At 71.8% G+C, this 22,670-nt stretch carries 17 protein-coding genes; 11 read left to right on the top strand and 6 right to left on the bottom strand.

Annotated elements, in window-relative coordinates; translation table 11 throughout:
- Nucleotides 1–119: 119 nt before the first annotated feature.
- The gene (locus AQI70_RS04160; protein WP_062144219.1) at nt 120–1,895 is read right to left on the bottom strand and encodes a SulP family inorganic anion transporter; all 1,776 of its coding nucleotides are present in this window, start codon (nt 1,893–1,895) and stop codon (nt 120–122) included.
- Nucleotides 1,892–2,497: a carbonic anhydrase gene (locus AQI70_RS04165; protein ID WP_062144222.1), complete on the bottom strand. Its 606-nt coding sequence runs from the start codon at nt 2,495–2,497 to the stop codon at nt 1,892–1,894. Before AQI70_RS04165 ends, AQI70_RS04160 begins: the two co-directional genes overlap by 4 nt.
- Before the next feature lie 191 nt (nt 2,498–2,688).
- On the opposite strand from AQI70_RS04165, the gene AQI70_RS04170 reads away from it, so the two are divergent.
- The 4 genes from AQI70_RS04170 (at nt 2,689) to AQI70_RS04185 (ending at nt 6,789) form a co-directional block, all read left to right on the top strand.
- Entirely contained in the window at nt 2,689–3,435 is a 747-nt protein-coding gene (locus tag AQI70_RS04170; RefSeq protein ID WP_062144226.1) for a response regulator transcription factor, read from the top strand.
- Nucleotides 3,432–4,916, top strand: coding sequence for a sensor histidine kinase (locus tag AQI70_RS04175; protein WP_062144229.1), 1,485 nt, complete (start codon nt 3,432–3,434; stop codon nt 4,914–4,916). Before AQI70_RS04170 ends, AQI70_RS04175 begins: the two co-directional genes overlap by 4 nt.
- Nucleotides 4,917–5,078: 162 nt before the next feature.
- Nucleotides 5,079–6,239: an alkaline phosphatase PhoX gene (locus tag AQI70_RS04180; protein WP_062144232.1), complete on the top strand. Its 1,161-nt coding sequence runs from the start codon at nt 5,079–5,081 to the stop codon at nt 6,237–6,239.
- Between the two features lie 85 nt (nt 6,240–6,324).
- Complete coding sequence (locus AQI70_RS04185) at nt 6,325–6,789, top strand: excalibur calcium-binding domain-containing protein (RefSeq protein ID WP_062144235.1); 465 nt, start codon at nt 6,325–6,327, stop codon at nt 6,787–6,789.
- Between the two features lie 142 nt (nt 6,790–6,931).
- Here the strand turns inward: AQI70_RS04185 and ppdK are convergent, their stop codons facing one another.
- Complete coding sequence (ppdK, locus tag AQI70_RS04190; RefSeq protein ID WP_062144238.1) at nt 6,932–9,652, bottom strand: pyruvate, phosphate dikinase; 2,721 nt, start codon at nt 9,650–9,652, stop codon at nt 6,932–6,934.
- Nucleotides 9,653–10,058: 406 nt separating this feature from the next.
- Nucleotides 10,059–11,288, bottom strand: a complete 1,230-nt coding sequence (locus AQI70_RS04195; RefSeq protein ID WP_208607275.1) for an ROK family transcriptional regulator — start codon at nt 11,286–11,288, stop codon at nt 10,059–10,061.
- Nucleotides 11,289–11,409: 121 nt separating this feature from the next.
- Here AQI70_RS04195 and AQI70_RS04200 point away from each other — a divergent pair, with 121 nt between their 5' ends.
- From AQI70_RS04200 to AQI70_RS04210, 3 genes are all read left to right on the top strand, one after another.
- The gene (locus AQI70_RS04200) at nt 11,410–12,849 is read left to right on the top strand and encodes an MGH1-like glycoside hydrolase domain-containing protein (protein ID WP_062144244.1); all 1,440 of its coding nucleotides are present in this window, start codon (nt 11,410–11,412) and stop codon (nt 12,847–12,849) included.
- Nucleotides 12,846–14,786 (top strand): amylo-alpha-1,6-glucosidase, encoded by a 1,941-nt coding sequence (locus AQI70_RS04205; RefSeq protein WP_062144247.1) that lies wholly within the window; start codon nt 12,846–12,848, stop codon nt 14,784–14,786. The genes AQI70_RS04200 and AQI70_RS04205 overlap by 4 nt, the downstream gene beginning before the upstream one ends.
- A gap of 201 nt (nt 14,787–14,987) precedes the next feature.
- Nucleotides 14,988–16,703, top strand: a complete 1,716-nt coding sequence (locus AQI70_RS04210; RefSeq protein WP_208607276.1) for an alkaline phosphatase family protein — start codon at nt 14,988–14,990, stop codon at nt 16,701–16,703.
- A gap of 15 nt (nt 16,704–16,718) precedes the next feature.
- Here the strand turns inward: AQI70_RS04210 and dusB are convergent, their stop codons facing one another.
- Complete coding sequence (gene dusB, locus AQI70_RS04215) at nt 16,719–17,861, bottom strand: tRNA dihydrouridine synthase DusB (protein ID WP_062144251.1); 1,143 nt, start codon at nt 17,859–17,861, stop codon at nt 16,719–16,721.
- Nucleotides 17,862–17,940: 79 nt separating this feature from the next.
- On the opposite strand from dusB, the gene AQI70_RS04220 reads away from it, so the two are divergent.
- Nucleotides 17,941–19,386, top strand: coding sequence for an MFS transporter (locus AQI70_RS04220; RefSeq protein WP_062144254.1), 1,446 nt, complete (start codon nt 17,941–17,943; stop codon nt 19,384–19,386).
- A 53-nt stretch (nt 19,387–19,439) separates the two neighbouring features.
- On the opposite strand, the gene AQI70_RS04225 is transcribed toward AQI70_RS04220, so the two are convergent.
- Nucleotides 19,440–20,321 carry a helix-turn-helix transcriptional regulator gene (locus tag AQI70_RS04225; RefSeq protein ID WP_062144257.1) on the bottom strand — a complete coding sequence of 294 codons (882 nt, stop codon included), beginning with the start codon at nt 20,319–20,321 and terminating at the stop codon, nt 19,440–19,442.
- A 101-nt stretch (nt 20,322–20,422) separates the two neighbouring features.
- Here AQI70_RS04225 and AQI70_RS04230 point away from each other — a divergent pair, with 101 nt between their 5' ends.
- The 3 genes from AQI70_RS04230 (at nt 20,423) to AQI70_RS38950 (ending at nt 22,380) form a co-directional block, all read left to right on the top strand.
- Nucleotides 20,423–21,853, top strand: a complete 1,431-nt coding sequence (locus AQI70_RS04230) for an MFS transporter (RefSeq protein ID WP_062144260.1) — start codon at nt 20,423–20,425, stop codon at nt 21,851–21,853.
- 125 nt (nt 21,854–21,978) lie between these two features.
- Entirely contained in the window at nt 21,979–22,185 is a 207-nt protein-coding gene (locus AQI70_RS04235; protein WP_062144263.1) for a hypothetical protein, read from the top strand.
- 57 nt (nt 22,186–22,242) lie between these two features.
- The gene (locus tag AQI70_RS38950) at nt 22,243–22,380 is read left to right on the top strand and encodes a hypothetical protein (RefSeq protein ID WP_159042606.1); all 138 of its coding nucleotides are present in this window, start codon (nt 22,243–22,245) and stop codon (nt 22,378–22,380) included.
- The last annotated feature ends 290 nt before the right edge of the window (nt 22,381–22,670 follow it).

Genomic DNA, 22,670 nt, shown 5'->3' on the forward strand with positions numbered 1-22,670 from the left:
CGGTATCCGGCTTTCCCGGATCGGCGGGCGGGCCTGCGACCCGCCAGCCGGGCCGACGGGCTCGCAGACCGCGGCGATCGCACCAACGGGCGGGGCTCAGCACACCGGCGGCCGAGCGCTCAGCGCACCAGCGGCGGGCCCTGCGCGTAGTCGCCGTGGCCTCGGCCGAAGTCCCCGGGCAGGGGCCGAGTGTCCAGATAGAACCACTCGGCGCCAGGGCCGGGCTCCGGCCGCTCGGGCGCGGCAGCGGCAGGCGCGTCCGTCGGCCCGGGCGCGGCAGCGGCAGGCACAGTCGGTCGGGCGGGCGCGGTGACGGCAGGGACCTCCGTCCTCGCCGGTCCCGGCATCAGCAACTCCACCCGCAGCCCCAGCCCCCGCTGCTGCGCCGTGAACTCCTCCACCTGGCTGCGGCAGGCGTGGTCCAGGTGCGTCACGCCGGTCAGGTCCAGGCGGATGCGCGGCTTGCCCGACGCCGCCGCGCTCTCCAGCGCCTCGATGAGCTGCGGCAGTCGCAGGAACGTCGCGTTGCCGGCCATGACGACCTTGGCGGTGTCCTCCTCGATGTGCTGCCGGATCACCGTCTGGGACATGCGCAGGGCGGCCAGCACGATCCCGGCCGCGAGGCCGATCAGGACGCCTTCCAGCAGTGCCGTCGCCACGATGACCAGGGTCGTCACCGTCATCACCACGAACTCGCCCCGGTCCTGCCGCCACATCTTCGGGAACTCCGTGGGCGCGAACAGCTTCCAGCCGCTGTGCACGAGGACGCCCGCCAGCACCGAGATCGGGATCAGGGCCAGCACCTGTGGCAGCAGCAGGGCGAAGGCCAGCAGCCACAGGCCGTGCAGGGTGCGGGAGATACGGGTCTTCGCACCGGCCTGGACGTTCGCCGAGCTGCGGGCCACGACCGCCGTGATCGGGAGGGCGCCGAGGATGCCCGCGACCGTGTTGCCGGCGCCCTGCGCGATGAGTTCGGTGTTGTAGCGGGTGCGGGGGCCGCTGTGCATACGGTCCACGGCGGCCGCGGTGAACAGGCTCTCCGCGGAGGCGATGACCGTGAAGGTGAGGATGGAGGTGAGGACCGCGGCATCGGCGAGCCCCGCGAACTGCTCGGCCCCCGGCACCTGCACCGACGCCAGCAGATTGCCGACCTGGAGGGTCTTCACCTCCACGCCGGGCAGCGCGGCGACCGCGATGCCGATGCCGACCGCGACCAGCGCGGCCGGGATCTTCCGCGCCGGGCCCGGCACCTTCTTCCACACGAAGCTGAGCACGATCGTGGCGGCGCCGAGCAGGGTGGCGATCATCGCCTGCGGGTCGGTGAGGATGTCGGCGAACAGGCCCGGTATTCCGGCCATGTTCTCGATCGGCGTGCCGGGGGCCTTGGCGTCGGCCATCGGGTAGGCCTGGCTGAACATCAGCGGCAGCCCGATGCCGGCCAGCATCCCCTGGACGACCGCGAGGGAGATCGCCTGGAACATCCGGCCGAGGCGTACGACGCCCAGGACGACCTGCAGGATGCCCGAGAACAGGACGATCACGCCGAGCATCGCCACGCCGTGCTCCAGCACCGTCTCCGCGACCAGCGCGGCGAGTCCGGCGGCGGGCCCGCTGACCTGGAGCGTGCTGCCCCGGACTGCGCCCACCACCAGGCCGCCGATCACACCGGAGATGATGCCGAGCTCGGCGGGGACGCCGGAGGCGACGGCGACGCCGATGCACAGGGGCAGGGCGACCAGGAAGACGACCAGGGACGCGGTGATTTCATTGGCGAGGTCGGGCTTCGCGCCCCTCTCCTTCGGCGCCCCCGCCTTCCCCGCCCTCTCCTTCAGTGCTCCCGCCTTCCCCGCCCTCTCCTTGGTGCGCGTACGCCCGCGCGCATGCGCCCCGCTCATCCGGCATGCACCCGGAACCGGCCGTCGTCCTCCAGCTCGTACACCTGCCCGGTGTCGACCTCGTAGTACCAGCCGTGCAGCCGCAGCCGCCCCGCGTCCAGCCGCTGCCGCACGACGGGGTAGGTCCGCAGCACCGCGATCTGGTTGACGACATTGCGCTGTACGACGTCGGACAGGGACAGCTCGCCGGAGCCCGGGGTGAGAACCGGCGCCAGTTCGGGGCGGGCCAGTTGCAGCCAGGCGTCCACGCCGGGCAGCGCGGACAGGTCGTCGCCGGACTTCAGCGCACCCATCGCTCCGCAGTGTGAGTGACCGCACACGACGATGTCCTGAACCCCGAGCACCTCCAGTGCGTACTCGATGGTGGCGGCCTCCCCGGACGCTCCGGGGCTGCCGTACGGCGGCACGATATTGCCCGCGTTGCGCAGCTCGAATATTTCTCCGGGCCGCGCGCCGGTAATCAGGGCGGGTATGACCCGCGAGTCCGAGCAGGTAATGAAGAGTGCCTCGGGATATTGCCCCTCGGCCAGTTTCCGGTATTCGCCGCTCTCGAAATCAACCCGCCGCTTGAACGACCGGGCACGGTCCAGCAACGCCTTCAACGATGCCTCCTCGACTGGAAGTTCGGCCAGTTCACAGCACCGTAGAGGAGCGCACACCAGACGAAGGCCAAGCCAGGGCCAGAGCGCGTCCAGTAATTGGACATTCTTTGTCGCAAGACCCCGCAGGCGCTTGTTTCTTGTAGCGTGTCGACACCAGGGCAGAGAATGTTCAATTCGGAGAGACAGGGGCAATGGGCATACAAGTGCTGTTGATCGAGGACGACGAGACGATCGCCGAACCGCTCACCGAGGGACTGGGCCACTTCGGGCTGACGGTCGATCACGTGACCACCGGTGCGGAGGGGTTGCGGAGTCCGTACGGCGATGTCGTCCTGCTCGACCTCGGCCTGCCGGACATGGACGGCATCGACGTCTGCCGAGGTATCCGGCAGGTCTCGGACGTGCCGGTCATCATCCTGAGTGCGCGGGGTGAGGAGGCCGACCGGGTGCTGGGGCTGGAGCTCGGCGCCGACGACTATCTGGCGAAACCGTTCAGCGTGCGGGAGCTGGTGGCCCGGGTGCGGGCGGTGACCCGGCGGACCCAGCGCACGGAGGCGGTGGCCGACCCGGTGGTCACAGCCCCGCCCCCGGCGTACGAGGAAGCCGCACCCCAGCCCTCGTACGGGCCCGGCCCCCTCGTCGTCGACCGCCGCACCCGCCAGGTCTGGGTCGGCGAGGCCCCCCTGACCCTCACCCCCAAGGAGTTCGAGCTGCTGGCGCTGCTCACCGAGGATCCGGGCGCGGTCTACTCCCGGCAGCAGATCCTGGACCGGGTGTGGGATCCGCACTACGAGGGCCCGACCAAGACCCTGGACGTCCATGTCGCCTCGCTGCGGCGGAAGCTGGGCGACCCGGCGTGGATCCAGACCCTGCGCGGGGTCGGCTTCCGGCTGGCGGTGCAGACCGAGCCGGGCGGGCAGCGGGTGTCCTCGCCGTGACCCGTCGGCTGCTGCTCAGCTACCTCAGCCTCGCCGCGCTCGTCCTGCTGTGCCTGGAGATCCCGCTGGGCTTCGTCTACTCCCGCAGCGAGCGGGAGCGGGTGGTGAACGCGGCGAAGGACGAGGCCGAGTCGGTCGCCGCGTACGCCTCGCTGTCCCTCAGCGCGGGGCGTGCCGAGCGGGACCTGCCCCGCCGGGTGGTCCACTGTGCCGAGCGCATCGGCGGGAAGGTGGTGGTCGTGGACGCCTCGGGCGCGCTGCTCGCCACCTCGCATCCGCTGGCCGCCGTGATGTCGTCCGACCTCGCCTCCCGCCCCGGCATCGCGGCCGCCCTCCACGGCACCTCCACGGTGGACGTCCGTACGTCGACCATCGGCGGGGTCGAGTACCTTTCGGTGGCCGCGCCGGTCATGTCCGGTGCGCGGCTGCAGGGTGCCGCGTGGCTGACGCTGCCGACCCGGACGGTGCACGAACGCGTCCACCACGTCTGGCTGCTGCTCGGCCTCGGCGGGCTCGCGGTCCTCACGGCGGTCGCCGTGGTCGGGTTCGCCATCGCCTGCTGGACCGGCCGGCCCATCCGTGAACTGGAGCGGGCCACCGACGAGCTGGCCGACGGCGGCCTGGCCACGCCGGTCACCATCACGAAGGGGCCGCCCGAGGTGCGCCGGCTGGCCGCCGCGTTCAACCGTACGGCGGCCCGGCTCGCCCATCTGCTCGCCGCCCAGCGGGCCTTCGCGGGTGAGGCCTCCCACCAGCTCAGGACGCCGCTCGCGGCGCTGCGGCTGCGCCTGGAGAACCTGGAGCCGAACGTGTCCGTCCGCGGCCGGGGCAGCCTCGCCGCCGCGGTGACCGAGACGGACCGGCTCGCCCGGATGGTCGAGGGGCTGCTGGCGATGGCCCGCCTGGAGGAGACGGCGGCGACACCCGTGCCGGTCGACGTGGGCGCCGTCTGCGCGGAGCGCCACCGCACCTGGGCGCCGCTCTTCGCACAGGAGCGGGTCTCCCTGGTGCTGTTCGCCGGCAGCGTGGGGCCGGTGCTGGCGGTGCCCGGCGGGGTCGAGCAGATCGTGGACAACCTGCTCTCCAACGCCCTGCGGGCCTCGCCGCGCGGCAGCACGGTGACCATGGAACTGCGGCTGCACGTCCCGGCCCGCCGCGCCCTGCGCGACGCCCGCCCCGCCTGGGTCGACCTGCACATCACCGACGAGGGCCCCGGCATGACCCCGGACCAGCGCGCCCGTGCCTTCGACCGCTTCTGGCGGGCGCCGGGCGCCCCCAAGGGCGGTACGGGACTGGGCCTGTCGCTGGTCCAACGGCTCGCTCACGCGAGCGGCGGCGAGGCGAGCCTGCATGCGGCGGCCGCGGGCGGGCTGGACGCGGTGATCCGCCTGCCGTCGGCGGAGGCACCGCGCGAGGGGCACGGGCCGGGGCCCGACAGGCCCGGGCAGCGCAAGCGGGTGGTGCCGGCGTTGCGCGGGTGAGCGCGCACAGGCAGCTCTCGGCCACGCCGTCCGGCGGCCATGCACTGGCCACGGCCCGTCAACCATGCTCCCTTAGGTTCCATGCCATCCCGTCCCCAACCCCCCACGCACAACCCCGCCGTCGACCGGCGGCGGGGCGGTACGGCATCTCTTGGAGTGAGAGTGGAACGTCGTAGCCTCCTGCGTGCGGCCGTCCTCGGCGGGTCTGCCGCCGTGTTCGGCGGAACCCTGTGGCGCGGCGCCGCCCACGCGGCCCCGGCCCAGCCCGGCACCGGCCCCTACGGGCCGCTCGGCTCGCCCGACGCCAACGGCATCAGACTCCCCGCCGGCTTCACCAGCCGCGTCATCGCCCGCTCCGGGCAGACGGTCCCCGGCACGTCGTACACCTGGCACAACGCCCCGGACGGCGGCGCCTGCTACGCCGACGGCACGGGCTGGATCTACGTCTCCAACTCGGAGATCAACCCCGGCGGCGGGGTGAGCGCGGTCAGGTTCTCGTCGACCGGTGCGATCACGTCGGCGTACCGCATCCTGTCGAACACCCGCACCAACTGCGCGGGTGGCAAGACCCCGTGGAACACCTGGCTGTCCTGCGAGGAGGTCTCGCTCGGCTACGTCTACGAGACCGACCCCTGGGGCACGAGGGCGGCGGTCCGCCGGGACGCGATGGGCCGCTTCAAGCACGAGGCGGCGGCGGCCGACCCGGTGCGCAGGGTGGTCTACCTGACCGAGGACGAGACGAACGGCCGCTTCTACCGCTTCGTCCCGACGACCTGGGGCGACCTGTCCTCCGGCACCCTCCAGGTCATGGTCGCGGGCAGCGCCACCTCCGGCTCCTTCACCTGGGCGAACGTCCCCGACCCGGACGGCTCCCCCACGGCCACCCGCGGTCAGGTCTCGGGCTCCAAGTCCTTCAACGGCGGCGAGGGCTGCCACTACGCCGACGACAAGGTGTGGTTCACGACCAAGGGCGACAACCGCGTCTGGCAGCTCGACCTCACGTCGAACACCTACGGGCTGGCGTACGACGACTCCCTCGTCACCTCCGGCACGGCCCCCCTCACCGGCGTCGACAACATCACCGGCTCCTCCTCCGGCGACCTCTTCGTCGCCGAGGACGGCGGCACCATGGACATCTGCGTGATCACCCCGGACGACGTCGTCGCCCCGTTCCTGAGGATCGACGGCCAGTCGGGCTCGGAGATCACGGGCCCGGCCTTCTCCCCGGACGGGAGGCGGCTGTACTTCTCCAGCCAGCGGGGGACCACGGGGAGCTCGTCGGGCGGGATCACCTATGAGGTGACGGGACCCTTCCGCGCGTAACGGTCACGAAACAGACACACTTCCTCCACATCTGATCACTGGGCATTACGGTCATCCCCTCACGCACCAACAGTGGGGGGATGACATGACCAATCCGTACAGCTCGGCAACCGTGCCGCCGCCCTTGCGACCCGCCCCCAAGTGGGCGCGCAAGCGCTACGTACTCCCGGCGCTCGCCCTCGCCTTCTTCCTCGGCATCGGCGCGGGCGGCGCGTCCGGCGAAGGCTCGAAGAACACCGCGGCGAAGCCCGCGGCGGCCTCGCCGCGGCCCACGGTCACCGTCACCATGACGGCCCGGGCGCGCGAGCCCGAGCCCGCCCCCACGGTGACGGCCACCAAGACGGTCAAGGTCACCGCGACCGTCACCGCCCCACCCGCAGCGGACAGCGGCACGTCCCCCGACGACAGGGGCGACTCGTCCGGCGACGACGTCTACTACGCCAACTGCGCCGCGGCCCGGGCAGCCGGCGCGGCCCCCGTCCACCGCGGCGAGCCCGGCTACGCCTCCCACCTGGACCGCGACAACGACGGGGTGGGCTGCGACAGCTGACGCGGCGGCACGAGTCCCGGAAGCGGGAGAGGGCGGCACCCTCCGCACAGGGTGCCGCCCTCTTTCGTGCACCGGAGCCGCCGCCCATCGGTCTTGAGGGTCGGGGACGGGCGACGGCTCCGGAGTCCGGTGGCCGTATGGCCTATCGGTGGTCGCTGCCCTCCGACTGGGTCGCCGCCCGGCCGGCCTCAAGACGCGCCACCGGAATCCGGAACGGCGAGCAGGAGACGTAGTCCAGACCGACCTCGTGGAAGAAGTGCACCGACTCGGGGTCGCCGCCGTGCTCGCCGCACACGCCGAGCTTCAGGTCGGGGCGGGTCTCGCGGCCCGCCTTCGCCGCGGCGGCGACCAGGGAACCCACGCCGTCCTTGTCGATCGTCTCGAACGGGGAGACGCCGAAGATGCCCTTCTCCAGGTACGCCGTGAAGAACGAGGCCTCCACGTCGTCCCGGCTGAAGCCCCACACCGTCTGGGTGAGGTCGTTCGTGCCGAAGGAGAAGAACTCGGCCGCCTCCGCGATCTGACCGGCCGTGAGGGCCGCGCGCGGGAGCTCGATCATCGTGCCGATCGACAGCTTGAGCTGCGTGCCCGTCGCCGCCTCGACCTCCGCGATGACCTGGTCGGCCTCCTCGCGGACGATCTCCAGCTCCTGGACGGTGCCGACGAGCGGGATCATGATCTCGGCGCGCGGGTCGCCCTTGGCGTTCTTGCGCTCGGCCGCGGCCTCGGCGATGGCCCGGACCTGCATGGTGAACAGGCCGGGGATGACCAGGCCGAGGCGGACGCCGCGCAGGCCCAGCATCGGGTTCTGCTCGTGCAGGCGGTGGACCGCCTGGAGCAGCCGCAGGTCGTTCTCGTGGGACTCCTGGCGGGACTCGGCGAGGGCGACGCGGACCGACAGCTCGGTGATGTCCGGCAGGAACTCGTGCAGCGGCGGGTCGAGGAGACGGATCGTCACCGGGAGGCCGTCCATCGCGGAGAACAGCTCCACGAAGTCCTTCTTCTGGAGCGGCAGCAGTGCCTTCAGGCTCTCCTCGCGCTCCTCCTCCGTGTCGGCCAGGATGAGGCGCTCGACCAGCTCACGGCGGTCACCGAGGAACATGTGCTCGGTGCGGCACAGGCCGATGCCCTGGGCGCCGAAGCGACGGGCGCGCAGCGCGTCCTCGGCGTTGTCCGCGTTGGCGCGCACCCGCAGCCGGCGCTTGCGGTCGGCGAACGCCATGATCCGGTGCACGGCCTCGACCAGCTCGTCGGCGTCGTTTGCGCCCGCGTGCATCCGGCCCTCGAAGTACTCCACGACCGGGGACGGGACGACCGGCACCTCGCCGAGGTACACCTTGCCGGACGAACCGTCGATGGAGATCACGTCGCCCTCCTCGACGACATGACCGCCCGGCACCGTCATCCGGCGCCGCTTGGTGTCGACCTCCAGCTCCTCGGCGCCGCAGACACAGGTCTTGCCCATGCCGCGCGCGACCACGGCCGCGTGCGAGGTCTTGCCGCCGCGCGAGGTCAGGATGCCCTCGGCCGCGATCATGCCGTCCAGGTCGTCGGGGTTGGTCTCCCGGCGGACCAGGATGACCTTCTCGCCGGAGCGCGACCACTTCACGGCGGTGTACGAGTCGAAGACCGCCTTGCCGACCGCCGCACCCGGCGACGCGGCGATGCCCCGGCCGACCTGCTCGACCTTCGCGCTCTCGTCGAAGCGCGGGAACATCAGCTGGGCGAGCTGGGCGCCGTTGACGCGCTGGAGCGCCTCGGCCTCGTCGATGAGGCCCTGGTCCACGAGCTGGGTCGCGATCCGGAAGGCGGCGCCCGCCGTGCGCTTGCCGACGCGGGTCTGGAGCATCCACAGCTGGCCGCGCTCGATGGTGAACTCGATGTCGCAGAGATCCTTGTAGTGGTTCTCCAGGGTCTCCATGATCTGCATCAGCTGGTCGTACGACTTCTTGTCGATCGACTCCAGCTCCGCCAGCGGGACGGTGTTGCGGATGCCCGCCACGACGTCCTCGCCCTGGGCGTTCTGCAGGTAGTCGCCGTACACGCCCTGGTGGCCGGAGGCGGGGTCACGGGTGAAGGCGACGCCGGTGCCGGAGTCGGGGCCCAGGTTGCCGAAGACCATGGAGCAGACGTTGACGGCCGTGCCGAGGTCGTGCGGGATGCGCTCCTGACGGCGGTAGAGCTTCGCGCGGTCGCCGTTCCAGGAGTCGAAGACCGCCTTGATGGCGAGGTCCATCTGCTCGCGCGGGTCCTGCGGGAAGTCCCGGCCGGCCTCCTTCTTGACGATCTTCTTGAAGGCGGTGACCAGCTTCTTGAGGTCGGCGGCCTCCAGGTCGGTGTCGACCGTGACCTTCTTGGCCTCCTTGGCCTTGTCGAGGGCCTCCTCGAAGAGGTCGCCGTCGACGCCGAGGACGGTCTTGCCGAACATCTGGATGAGGCGCCGGTAGGAGTCCCAGGCGAACCGCTCGTCGCCGGCCTGCTCGGCGAGGCCCTTCACCGACTTGTCGGAGAGGCCGATGTTGAGGACGGTGTCCATCATTCCGGGCATCGAGAACTTCGCGCCGGAGCGGACGGAGACGAGCAGAGGGTTGTCGGCCTGCCCGAGCTTCTTGCCCATCTTCGCTTCGAGGGCCTCAAGGTGCGCACTCACCTCGTCACGCAGTGCCGCCGGCTCCTCGCCGCTGTCGAGGTAGACCTTGCAGGCTTCCGTCGTGATCGTGAAGCCGGGGGGAACGGGGAGCCCCAGGTTGGTCATCTCGGCGAGGTTCGCGCCCTTGCCACCCAGGAGGTCCTTGAGGTCCTTGTTTCCCTCGGTGAAGTCGTAAACGAACTTCGCTACGTGGGGTTCTTTGTTTTCCGACACGGTCTCGACTCCCTCGAGGACGTGGTGGCTGCCCTGACGGCGAGGAACATACCCAGATCGAAGGCGCCTGGGTATGTCTACTCACGCGTCATACGCCTGTAACCACCCGTCCGCCAGTGGATCGAAAGTCAAGGCTTGGCAAGCGGTGACGCGTGGATGTTTTCACTTCTTGAACGCAAGACGGCACACGAGTGCGGTTTCCCGCTCAGATGAGCATCTCTCCCGCACGTCTGTTTTCGATCGATGAACGATCAAGGGGTGGCACCGAGTGCCACCCTTTGGAGAAGTGCAGCCGCTCAAGATCCGCTCATCTGAGCGCAACCCTTATCAAGGGTGGCGAGAATCACGCTGCCACAGGGAGCCGGATTTCACCATGCGGACGCGCCTCAAGACAGAAATCCGGACGTCACACACCCATGGCCAGCAGCCGTTCCTCCACCCGCTCCGGCGCGTACAGGTACTCCACGACGAGCGCCCCGGCCCCCACCAGCCCGGCCCGCTCCCCCAGCCGCGAGGTCACGACGTCCAGATGAGCGGTGGAGCGCGGCAGCGCCCGCTGGTACAGCAGCTCCCGCACCCCGGTGAGGAAGGGCGTCCCGGCCAGATCCCCGGCGATCATCAGCACCCCGGGGTTGAGCAGCGTCACGACGGTCGCCAGCACGTCCCCGACCTGCCGCCCGGCCTCCCGGGCCAGCGCCGCCGCCCCCGGATGCCCGGACGCCAGCAGATCCCGCACATCCGAGCCCGAGGCCGCCGGCACCCCGGTCTCGGCCAGCCGCCGGGCCACGGCGCCGCCACTGGCGACGGCGGCCAGACAGCCGTACGAACCGCACCGGCACAGCGCGTCGGCGCCCACCCGGATATGCCCGATGTCGCCCGCGCCCCCGTCGACGCCCCGGTAGACCGAGCCGTCCACCACGACCCCGGCGCCGATCCCGGTCGACACCTTGACCAGCACGAACGCCGAGCAGTCCGGGTAGCCGGTGCGCTGTTCGCCGTACGCCATGAGGTTGGCGTCGTTGTCGACGAGGACCGGCACCCGCCCGGCCCCCGTGTGCTCGCTGAAGGCTCTGGCCAGCCGGCCTCTTATGTCGCGGCCGTCCCAGCCCGGCATGATCGGCGGCTGGACGACCCGGCCGGTCTCGCTGTCCACCGGCCCCGGCACCGCGAGCCCGATGCCGCAGACCTCCTCGGCCCGGTGCCCGGCCTTCTCCAGCAGTTCGGCGAACCAGCGCCCCAGCTCGCCCAGCACCGCGTCCGGCCCGTCCTCGACGACCAGCGTGCCGCTGTGCTCGGCGAGCATCTCGCCGGTCAGGGAGAGCACGGCGGCGCGCGCGTGCCGGGTGTCGAGGTCGGCGGCGAGGACGACCGCGTGCGCGTCGTCGAACTCCAGGGTGATGGAGGGGCGCCCGCCCAGCGGGGACTCCACCGGACCCCCCGCACCCTCGCGCAGCCATCCCGCCCGGAACAGGCGGTCGAGGCGCTGGCCGACGGTGGCCCGGGAGAGGCCGGTGGCCTGCTGAAGGGCGCCGCGTGTGGTGGCGCGCCCGCTGCGCACGAGTTCGAGCAGATCCCCGGCGCCGGCCTGACCGCCGCTCCTGGTCGTCCTGCCCGTACGTCCCGGTCGACCGGTCATGCGCACCCCCTTGTGTTTCTCAAGCCTGCATTACATATTGGGTTTTGCGTGTTAAATAGACGTAACCCTACGGTGGCCATGGCCGAACCGGTCGGGCCGGACGTCTTTCGGGGAGCCCCGAGTGGATCGCAGTGCCCAACTCACAGCCCGTCCGACGGAGCGTGACATCGCATACGATCCGCCTCCCGCGGCGGACGCACTGCACTTCAGGGCCGCGAACGTGCTGGAGGGCAACTGGACCGGCGCCTCCACCGTCCCCTCGCGCGGCCTGTATCCGCACCAGTGGTCCTGGGACTCGGCGTTCATCGCGATCGGCCTGCGGCACCTGTCGCCGCTGCGGGCGCAGACGGAGCTGGAGACGCTGCTCGACGCCCAGTGGGGTGACGGGCGGATCCCGCACATCGTCTTCAACCCCTCCGTACCGCTCGACGCCTATTTCCCGAGCCCCGACTTCTGGCGCTCCTCGACCGCGGGGCGCGCTGCGGGCGCCCCGCGCACCGTACAGACCTCAGGGATCGTGCAGCCACCGGTGCACGCGCTGGCGGCCTGGCTGGTGCACCGCGCCGACCCGGGACTGTCCCGGGCGCGCGGCTTCCTCACCCGGGTGTATCCGCGCCTGGCCGCCTGGCACCGCTATCTGCTGCACCGGCGCGACCTCGGCGGGGGCGGCCTCGCGTCCGTCGTGCACCCCTGGGAACAGGGTATGGACAACAGCCCCTGCTGGGACGCCCCGCTCTCCCGCATCACCCCGGCCCCGGCCCGCTCCTTCCGCCGCGCCGACCTCGACCACGGGGCGGCCGAGGACCGGCCGACGGATCTGGACTACGGGCGGTATGTGCGGCTGGCGACGGAGTACCGGGATCGGGGCTACGCCGACGGAGGCGGCGACTTCGCGGTCGAGGACCCGGCGTTCAACGCCCTCCTCATCGCCTCCGAGCACGCGCTGGCCCGGATCGCGCGGGAGCTGGGGGCGCCGGGCACGGCCCGGCACGCGCGCGCCGAGCGGCTGACGGCGGCGCTGATCGAGCGGCTGTGGGACCCGGCGGAGGGGATGTTCTTCTGCCGCGACACAAGGGGCGGCGGCCCGGACGGGGAGCTGATCCCCGAGCGCAGTGTCTCCGGCCTGCTCCCCCTGCTGCTCCCCGCGCTCCCCCGCGACATCACCGCCGCCCTGGTGCGGACGGCCCACGGCCCGCACTTCGGCCTCGGTGACACGACCCGCCTCGCCCCCTCGTACGACCTCCTCGGCGAGGCCTTCGACCCGCACCGCTACTGGCGGGGCCCGGCCTGGTTCAACACGAGCTGGCTGCTGGAGCGCGGGCTGCGGACACACGGCGAGCGGGCGCGGGCCGACGCCCTGCGCGCGGCGGTGCTGCACCTCGCCGGCACGTCCGACTTCGCCGAGTACGTCGACCCGTACAGCGGCGAGGCCTGCGGAGCCACCGGCTTCAGCTGGACCGCCGCGCTCGCACTCGACCTGCTGCACGACGAGCACGCCCGGGACACCGACGGCGTCACCGAACTCGCTGTCAAGGAACTCAAGGGAGGGGACCGGGGATGACGGACCGGCATCATCTGCTCGTGTACGGGGGGACGTTCGCCGCCGTGGGCGACGGCGGGGACATCAGCGGCGTGCGGGGCGTCGGCTCCCCGGACGGGTTATTCGTACGGGACGCCCGGCACCTGAGCCGCTGGCAGCTCACCGTGGACGGGGCCGTGCCCGAGGCGCTCTCCCCCGTCGCCGACGGGGACACCGCCCGCTGTGTCCTCGTCCCGCGCGGCGGCCGCAACGAGCCACCGGCCTACACCCTCTTCCGCGAACAGGCCGTCGGGGACGGCTCGTTCATCGAGTCGCTGCGCGTCACCAGCAACCGCCCGGTGCCGACGACCGTCCGCCTCGCGATCACCGCGGACGCCGACTTCACCGACCAGTTCGAACTGCGCTCCGACCACCGCACCTACGCCAAGACCGGCGCCACCCGCTCCCGGCAGGTCCTGGACCACGGCGTGGAGTTCACCTACCGGCGAGGCGAATGGCGATCGGTCACGACGGTGACGGCCGCCCCGGCCCCCGACGGCGTCGAGGAGACGGGCACCGGCGCCCGGCGCCTGGTGTGGACCCTGGACCTGGAGCCGCACGGCACGACGGAGCTGACCCTGCGGGTGATGGCCCGCCCGCACGGCGACAAACGGGCGCTGCGCGTACCGCGTTCCCCCGCCGCCCTGAACCGGCAACTCCTCTCCCTGGAGGGCGAGTTCGTGGAGGGCGTGGCCTTCCCGACCGGCTGGCCGGAGCTGGCCGCCGCCTGTGCCCGCGGCCTCGCCGACCTGGCCTCGCTCCAGGTCCAGGCGACCGGCCCGGACGGCGAGGACCTGCGCGTTCCGGCCGCCGGAGCCCCCTGGTTCCTGACCCTGCTGGGCCGCGACGCCCTCCTGACCTCCCTCTTCGCCCTCCCCTACCGCCCCCGGCTGGCCGCCGCCACCCTCCCCGCGCTCGCCGCGACCCAGGCGACGCAGAGCGGCGCCGACGACGCCGTCTGCCAGCCCGGCAAGATCGTGCACGAGGTACGGCACGGCGAACTGGCCCACTTCGGCCAGGTCCCGTACGGCCGCTACTACGGCTCGGTCGACGCCACACCCCTCTTCCTGGTCCTGCTCGGCGCGTACGTGGAGCAGACCGGCGACCCGGCCCTGGCCCGCCGCCTCGAACCGCACGCCCGCGCGGCGGTCGGCTGGATGCTGGACCACGGCGGCCTCACCTCCCGCGGCTACCTGGTCTACCGCGCCGACCAGGGCGGCCTGGCCAACCAGAACTGGAAGGACTCCCCCGGCGCCATCTGCTCGGCCGACGGCACCCGCCCCGGCGGTCCGGTGATGGCGGCAGGCGCCCAGGGCTACGCGTACGACGCCCTGCGGCGCACCGCGTGGCTGGCCCGCACGGTGTGGCAGGACGAGACGTACGCGGCGCTCCTTGCACAGGCGGCCGGCGACCTCCGCGACCGTTTCCAGCGGGACTTCTGGATGCCGGAGCACTCATTCCCCGCCCTGGCGCTGGACGGCCGAGGCCGCCAGGTCGACGCGCTGGCGTCGGACGCGGGCCATCTGCTCTGGTCCGGCCTGCTGGACAAGGAGTACGGCGAGCAGGTGGGCCGCCGCCTGCTCGAACCCGACTTCTTCTCGGGCTGGGGCGTGCGCACACTTGCGTCCGGACAACCGGCGTACCACCCCCTCTCCTACCACCGGGGCTCGGTCTGGCCGCACGACAACGCGCTGATCACCCTGGGCCTGGCCCGCTACGGCCTGCACGACGAGGCCCGCACGGTCGCCCACGCCCTGGTCGACGCGGCGACCGCGACCGGCCACCGCCTGCCGGAGGTCCTGGCGGGCTACGGCCGCGACACCCACCCGGAACCGGTGCCGTATCCGCACGCGTGCGTGCGCGAATCCCGCTCGGCGGCGGCTCCGTTGGCGCTGCTGACGGCGGTGGGCGGGGCATAGGCAGGTGGCGCTGCTGACGGCGGTGGGCGGGGCGTAGCCCGGCTGCCGCGAGGCTGTTGGCCCGGTGTTTGCCGAGCGTTTGCCGAGCGCTGGGGCGGGACGGCTGAACACGGGCCGGGGCCCGGCCGTACGGGATGGTGGCGGGCCCGGCGGGTCCGCCGCACCACTCCACCAGGAGCCTCGCACGGAAGGGACCTTCGGGTGCCGGTCTTCACGCGCCTACGTCAACCGCCTACGACGAACGACGAACCGGCAGCCGCCGACGGCGAGGAAGCCCCCCGAAAGCGCACCACCCCCTACCTCCGCTGGACCCTGACCGCCCTCGCCGCCGCCCTCGTCCACGTCTGCCTGCAGATGCCGAACACCCTCGGCAACCTCAGCCCCCGCGAGTTCGTACGCCTCCCCGCCGAGGCCGTCATCGGAGCCGCCGTACTCCTGACCCTCCCCCGCCGCCCCCGCAGGGCCCTCGCGGCCTTCTCCGGTGCCGCCCTGGGCGCCCTCACCGCCCTGAACATCCTCGACATCGGCTACAACGAGTACCTGGGCCGCCACTTCAACGTCATCCTCGACTGGGAACTCCTGGACGACGCCCAGGCGTACCTGGAGGACTCCCTCGGCGCCACGACCACGACCCTGCTCACGATCGGCGTCATCCTCCTCGCCGCCCTCCTGATCGCCCTCGTCGCCCTGGCCACGGTCCACATCGCCGACCTCCTGGCCCGCCACAGGCCGGCCGCGTCCCAGGGCGCCCTGATCGCCGGCACCGTCTGGATCACCTGCACCGCACTGGGCCTCCAGGTCGCCGGCGTACCGATCGCCGCCGACCACACCGCCGGCGTCATCAAGGTCCACGCACGCCGGGCGATGGACACCCTGCGCGACGAGTCGGCGTTCGCGCGGGACGCGAAGTCCGACACCTTCGGCAACACACCGCCCGACCAGCTCGTGCCCGATCTGCGCGGCAAGGACGTCATCTTCACGTTCATCGAGAGCTACGGCCGCAGCGCGCTGGAGGACCCCGAGATCGCCCCGGGCGTGACCAGCACCCTGGACACCAGCACCAAGGCCCTGGCAAACGCCGGCTTCCACGCCAGGAGCGGCTGGCTGACCTCGGCGACCTTCGGCGGCAGCAGCTGGCTGGGCCACTCCACCACCCTGTCGGGCCTGTGGATCGACAACCAGCAGCGCTACCGCACCGTCATGGCCAGCGACCACCTCAGCCTCACCGAGGCCTTCCGGAAGACCGGCGACTGGGACACGGTCGGCGTGATGCCCGGCGTGCAGAAGGGCTGGCCGGAGCAGAAGTACTACGGCCTCGACAAGGTCTACAACGCCTTCCGACTCGGCTACCGGGGGCCGAAGTTCAGCTGGTCGACGATGCCCGACCAGTACGCCCTCGAAGCCTTCCAGCGCCAGGTCCACGGCAAGAAGCGCGACAGGCCCCTGATGGCGGAGATCATCCTGACCTCCAGCCACCAGCCCTGGGCGCCGATCCCGAAGATGGTCGACTGGGACGACCTCGGCGACGGCTCGGTCTTCAGGGCCATCCAGAAGGCCGGCACCAAGCCGTCGGACATCATCTCCGACTCCACGCGCTCCAAGCGGGAGTACGGCAAGTCGATCGCGTACTCGGTCACCAGCCTCACGCAGTGGCTTCAGCGCTACGGCACCGACGACACCGTCCTCGTCTTCCTCGGCGACCACCAGCCGATCTCCAGGGTCAGCGGTGCCAAGGCGAGCCGCGACGTCCCGGTCTCGATCGTCGCCAAGGACCCGGAGGTGCTGGACAAGATCGCCGACTGGCACTGGACGGACGGCCTCCAGCCCGCCCCCAAGGCTCCCGTCTGGAAGATGAGCTCCTTCCGGGACCGCTTCCTGACGGCGTACGGCTCGACACCGCACGCGAAGAAGGACTGACCGTCGTCAGGGCACTCAGCCCCCGGAGGTGTCCAGCTCCGCGTCCTCGCTCACGCCCGCGCAGTCGTACGGGTCCTTCAGCCAGCCGTCCGGCAGCACCACCCGGTTGTTGCCGGACGTACGGCCGCGGGGGCCGTCGGCGCCCGCCGGCCACGGCTGGTCGAGGTCCAACTCGTCCAGTCCGGAGCGGAGTTCCTCCAGCGACGACGTGATCGCCAGCCGCTTGCGCATCTCCGAGCCGACCGCGAAGCCCTTCAGATACCAGGCGACGTGCTTGCGGAAGTCGATGACGCCGCGCGCCTCGTCGCCGATCCACTCGCCGAGGAGGGTGGCGTGCCGGACCATGACCTCGGCGACCTCGCGCAGCGTGGGCCGCGCGATGTCGTGATCCCGCCCCTCGAAGGCCGCCACCAGGTCCGCGAACAGCCACGGCCGCCCCAGGCACCCGCGCCCGACCACGACCCCGTCACAGCCGGTCTCCCGGACCATCCGCACGGCGTCCTCGGCCGACCAGATGTCGCCGTTGCCGAGCACGGGAATCTCCGGCACATGCTCCTTGAGCCGCGCGATGGCGTCCCAGTCGGCGGTACCGCCGTAGTGCTGGGCGGCCGTACGGCCGTGCAGCGCGATGGCCGTCACGCCCTCCTCGACGGCGATCCGGCCGGCGTCGAGGTAGGTGATGTGGTCGTCGTCGATGCCCTTGCGCATCTTCATCGTGACCGGCAGGTCGCCCGCCCCGCTGACCGCCTCGCGGAGGATCGCCCGCAGCAGGTTCCGCTTGAACGGCAGCGCGGAGCCGCCGCCCTTCCGGGTCACCTTCGGCACCGGGCACCCGAAGTTCAGGTCGATGTGATCGGCCAGCCCCTCCTCCGCGATCATGCGGACGGCCTTGCCGACGGTGGCCGGGTCCACGCCGTACAGCTGGATCGAGCGCGGCTTCTCGGTCGCGTCGAAGTGGATCAGCTGCATGGTCTTCTCGTTGCGTTCGACCAGCGCCCGAGTCGTGATCATCTCGCTGACGAACAGCCCCTTGCCGCCGCTGGACTCCCTGCACAGGGTGCGGAAGGGCGCGTTGGTGATCCCGGCCATGGGGGCCAGGACGACGGGCGGCTGGACGGTGTGCGGGCCGATCTGCAGGGGCGAGGCGGTCGTGGACATTCCCCCATTGTCGCGCACGGAGACGCATGGGCAGGTCATTAGTTAGACGCACTATCGAAGCGGGCGTACCCCTGGCCCCATGCCCGAGCTCACCCCTCGCCGACGCCTGCTGGTCCTCGCGATCTGCTGCATGAGTCTGCTGATCGTGAGCCTCGACAACACCGTGCTGAACGTCGCCCTGCCCGCCCTCCAGCGCGACCTCGACGCGAGCACGTCCGGCCTCCAGTGGACGATCGACGCCTACACCCTCGTCCTCGCCTCGCTGCTGATGCCGGCCGGCTCCACCGCGGACCGAATCGGCCGCAAGCGCGTCTTCATGGCGGGCCTGGTCGTCTTCACCATCGGCTCGGCCCTGTGCTCGATCGCACCGAACCTCGACGCGCTCGTCGCCTTCCGCATGGTGCAGGCGGTGGGCGGGTCGATGCTCAACCCGGTCGCCATGTCGATCATCACCAACGCCTTCACGGACCCCCGCGAACGGGCGCGGGCGATCGGGGTGTGGGGCGCGGTGGTCGGCATCTCCATGGCCGCGGGCCCGCTGGTCGGCGGACTGCTGGTGGAGTCGGTCGGCTGGCGCTCGATCTTCTGGGTCAACCTGCCGGTGGGACTGGCGGCGCTGCTGCTGACCCTGCGCCACGTCCCCGAGTCCCGTGCCGCGAAGGCGCGCCGCGCCGACCCGATCGGGCAGGTGCTGGTCATCGCGCTGTTCGGCTCGTTGACGTACGCGATCATCGAGGCGCCGACCGCGCCCGCCGCCGAGCTCCTGCTCTTCGGCGGCATCGCTCTGGCCGCCCTCGTCGCCCTCCTCGCCTACGAACCCCGCCGCGCCGAGCCCCTCATCGACCTGCGGTTCTTCCGTTCGGCGCCGTTCAGTGGGGCCACGGTGACAGCGATCAGCGCGTTTGCGGCGCTGGGCGGCTTCCTCTTCCTGTCGACGCTGTACCTGCAGAACGTACGCGGGCTGGACGCGCTGCACGCCGGGGTGTGGATGCTGCCGATGGCCGCGCTGTGCTTCGTCTGCGCGCCGGTGGCGGGGCGGGTGGTCGGCAACCGGGGGCCTCGGGTGCCGTTGCTGATCGCGGGGGTGGCGATGACGGCGTGCGGGGTGCTGTTCGCCGCGTTCGAGGCGGAGACCGCGAACGTCACGCTGGTCCTCGGGTACGTGCTGTTCGGGCTGGGCTTCGGGTTCGTCAACGCGCCCATCACCAACACGGCGGTGTCCGGGATGCCGCGGGCGCAGGCCGGGGTCGCGGCGGCGGTCGCTTCCACGAGCCGGCAGTTGGGGCAGACGCTCGGGGTGGCGGTCGTGGGGGCGGTGCTGGCCTCCGGGGTGGGGGCTTCGTCGTACCGTGCCGCGTTCGTCGACGCGGCTCGGCCGGCGTGGTGGATCGTGGCCGGGTGCGGGCTCGTGGTGCTGGTCGTGGGGTTGGTGACCAGTGGGGCTTGGGCACGGAGGACTGCTGAGCGGACGGCCGAGCGGTTGGAGTCGGGTGAGGTGCGCGAAGCGTCGGGGGTGGTCGCGTAGTTCGGGGATTGTCGCCTAGTTCGGGGGTTGTCGCGCAGTTCGGCGGCTGGCCCTCAGGGCACTGCCCTTGCCAGCGTTATTTCGTGCAGTCTCCTCAGCTTCTCCGTCGACTCCTCGTCCGCCGGCACATACGTCACCATCCTCGGCCCCACCTCCGGGCTCAGCCACAGGTCCGTGTGGTCGAGCACCAGCCGCCCCACCTGCCGGTTGAGGAACTCCTTCCTCTTGCTGCGGTGGGCCACCACCTCATGGCGGTCCCAGGCCTCGCGGAACTCGGGGGACTCCGTGCGCAGACGTGTGAGCAGCATCTTCCAGGCGGGCTCGGCGAGATGGCCGGCCATCGCGGCGCGGAAGCGGGCGGCCATCAGGCGTTGCGTCTCCGTCAGGTGCACGATCGACGAGCGCCACTCCTCGTGCGTGTAGGAGAGGACCAGGCAGTTGCGATCCTCGGGCGGTACGGCGTCCAGGTCGCACAGCAGCAGCCCGTATGTGCGGTTGTAGGCGAGAATGTCGTACCGGCTGTTCTGCAGGCAGGCCGGATACGGCTCCAGTTGCTCCAGCACGGCCCGCATCGCGGGGGTCACCGACGGGCAGGTCATCGCGGGCGTCGGATCCACCGCGCCGGCCAGCTGGAAGAGGTGGGAGCGCTCGCTGGGGTCCAGCATCAGGGTGCGGGCGAGCGCGTCGAGGACCTGGACCGAGACCTGGATGTCGCGGGCCTGTTCGAGCCAGGTGTACCAGGTGACGCCGACCGCGGAGAGCTGGGCGACCTCCTCGCGGCGCAGGCCCGGGGTGCGGCGTCGGCGGCCACGGGGCAGGCCGACCTGCTCGGGGGTGATGTGCTCGCGGCGGTGGCGCAGGAAGGCGGCGAGTTCGTGGCGCCGGACGGCACCGTCGGGCCGTGCCTCCGTCGTCTCCTGGGCCAAGGTCGTCATGCCTCCAGCGTGCCGTCGCGCGCACCCTGTTTCCAGGTAGTGCTTGTACCAGGATAAGAAGACTCTGGTACCTGTCTGAGGCCGGGCGCAGCCTCGTCCTCGTGACCGAAACAACCCTTCCACGTCAGGTCCGTTCGACCGGCTCAGCGTCACCCGCGCTGGGCGGCCTCGGGCTCTTCACGGTGCTGCTGGCCGCGGCACTGCCCCTCATCGACTTCTTCATCGTCAACGTCGCCCTGCCCACCATCGGCCACGACCTCGCGGCGGGCGAGGCCGTGCTCGAACTCGTCGTCGCGGGCTACGGGTTGGCGTACGCCGTGCTGCTGGTCCTGGGCGGGCGGCTCGGTGATCTGTTCGGCCGGCGGCGGCTCTTCCTGGGCGGCATGGCGGCCTTCGGGCTCACCTCGCTGGCCTGCGGGCTCGCGCCCAGCGCGTGGACGCTGGTCGCGGCGCGGGTCGCGCAGGGCGCGGCGTCGGCGGCGATGCTGCCGCAGGTGCTGGCGACGATCCAGGCGGCCACGAGTGGAGCGCGGCGAGCCAGGGCCATGGGGCTGTACGGCGCGACGGCCGGGCTGTCCATGGTGGCCGGGCAGATCCTCGGCGGGGTCCTGGTGGCCGCGGACGTCGCCGGTACCGGCTGGCGCTCGGTGTTCCTGGTCAACGTCCCCGTCGTCCTCGTCGGCCTCTTCCTGGCCGCCCGCGCGGTCCCGGAGACCCGCTCGCAGCACCCTGAACCGGTGGACGGACCCGGCACGGTCCTGCTCGCCGTCTCCCTCCTCACGCTCCTGGCCCCGCTCACCGAGGGCCGGGCGGCGGGCTGGCCGCTGTGGACGTGGTTGTCGCTGGCGGCGTTCCCGTTCGTGGCGGGGGCGTTCTACGCGGTGGAGCGCAGGGCGGACCGGCGGGGCCGTACGCCGCTGGTGCCGCCGAGTCTGTTCCGGTTGCCGTCCCTGCGTCGCGGGCTGGTGCTGATCGTGCCGTTCTCGATCGGCTTCAGCGGGTTCATGTTCGTCATCGCGGTGGCCCTGCAGCGGGGTGCGGGCCTCGGACCGGTACCGGCCGGGCTGGCCCTCGCGCCCATGGCGGTCGTGTTCTTCTTCGTCTCGCTGGCCGGCCCCCGGCTGGTGGCCCGGTACGGCACCCGTGTGGTGACCGCCGGGGCGGCGATACAGGCGGTCGGCGTGGCCCTGATGGCCCTCGCGGCCTGGCGTTCCTGGCCGGACCTCGGCGTCGTCGAGCTCCTCCCGGGCGCGGCGATCGCCGGTGCGGGCCAGGCCCTTCAACTCCCCGTCGTCTTCCGGATCGTCCTGTCGGAGGTGCCGTCGGCCCGGGCGGGCGTGGGCAGCGGGGTGATGATCACGACCCAGCAGTCGTCCCTGGCGCTGGGCGTGGCGACCCTCGGCACCCTCTTCCTCTCCCTGATCCCGGCGCTGGGCATGCGGGACGCCCTGGTCACCACGCTGCTGGTGCAGTTGGCCGGGGTGGCGCTGACGGGGCTGCTGAGTCTGCGGCTGCCGCGGACGGTCGGCTGAGCGACTTGTGAGGGTGTGGCCACAGGTTGGTCAACTCGCGGGGCCGGATCCCCTGTTGATGTTGGTCTTGCTGCACACTCCTTGCTGCGCAGGCAGACTCGATGTCCTCGGACGCTGGAGGCGTCATGCTGGAGATCAACACGAGCAAGGTGAGCCGCTGGGACCAACACGGCCGGGAGCACGTCGTACGGGTGCAACGCAAAGGCGCGCAGCGCACGGTCAGATGCGACACCTGCGGCTGGCGCAAGGGCGCGCAGTTCCTGCCGTGGCTGAAGGCGGAGGAACATCTGGCGGAGGCACATCAGGCGACGGTGAACCCCACCGAGGCTTAGCGACCGACGGAGGCGCAGGGCATACGACCACTTCGCACAAGGCCGCACGCGGCCGGGGTGCCGACGCCGGCGGAGGACGGCCTGGTCGGGCTGGACTCGCCGGCCGAGGAGCGGCTCCCGGAGCCGACGAAGCCGACGGTCGCGCGCACTCCCCTCAGCCCCGCCGACGACGTGACCCGGCAGCCCGCCCGATGACCACCGGCGGACCCGCCCGATGACCGCGGCGGACCCGCTCGACTCCCGCCCGGGCTGGGGCTTCCTCCCGTCCGACCAGTCGCTCCGGCCGTCGGGGCCATGTTGGAGGTGCAACGGACGGCCCCGCCCTGCGGCCCTGGCCCGACCGCCCCGGCCACCTGGCAGGCCAGGCTCGCCCCGGTGCCGCTGCTGTACCACCCGGGCGCGGCATGGCTGTACCACACGGCCTCCGACCCCCAGGGCCTCCTCACAGGATGCCGGCACTCCATTCGGGCGGCCGTGGGCCGGTC

It is taken from the genome of Streptomyces curacoi, assembly GCF_001513975.1.
GTDB lineage: Bacteria > Actinomycetota > Actinomycetes > Streptomycetales > Streptomycetaceae > Streptomyces > Streptomyces curacoi.

Coding starts and splice junctions, on each gene's coding strand:
- AQI70_RS04160 (WP_062144219.1), bottom strand. CDS start 1,895: ATGAGCGGGGCGCATGCGCGCGGGCGTACGCGCACCAAGGAGAGGGCG.
- AQI70_RS04170 (WP_062144226.1), top strand. CDS start 2,689: ATGGGCATACAAGTGCTGTTGATCGAGGACGACGAGACGATCGCCGAA.
- AQI70_RS04185 (WP_062144235.1), top strand. CDS start 6,325: ATGACCAATCCGTACAGCTCGGCAACCGTGCCGCCGCCCTTGCGACCC.
- AQI70_RS04195 (WP_208607275.1), bottom strand. CDS start 11,288: ATGACCGGTCGACCGGGACGTACGGGCAGGACGACCAGGAGCGGCGGT.
- AQI70_RS04205 (WP_062144247.1), top strand. CDS start 12,846: ATGACGGACCGGCATCATCTGCTCGTGTACGGGGGGACGTTCGCCGCC.
- dusB (WP_062144251.1), bottom strand. CDS start 17,861: ATGTCCACGACCGCCTCGCCCCTGCAGATCGGCCCGCACACCGTCCAG.
- AQI70_RS04220 (WP_062144254.1), top strand. CDS start 17,941: ATGCCCGAGCTCACCCCTCGCCGACGCCTGCTGGTCCTCGCGATCTGC.
- AQI70_RS04225 (WP_062144257.1), bottom strand. CDS start 20,321: ATGACGACCTTGGCCCAGGAGACGACGGAGGCACGGCCCGACGGTGCC.
- AQI70_RS04235 (WP_062144263.1), top strand. CDS start 21,979: ATGCTGGAGATCAACACGAGCAAGGTGAGCCGCTGGGACCAACACGGC.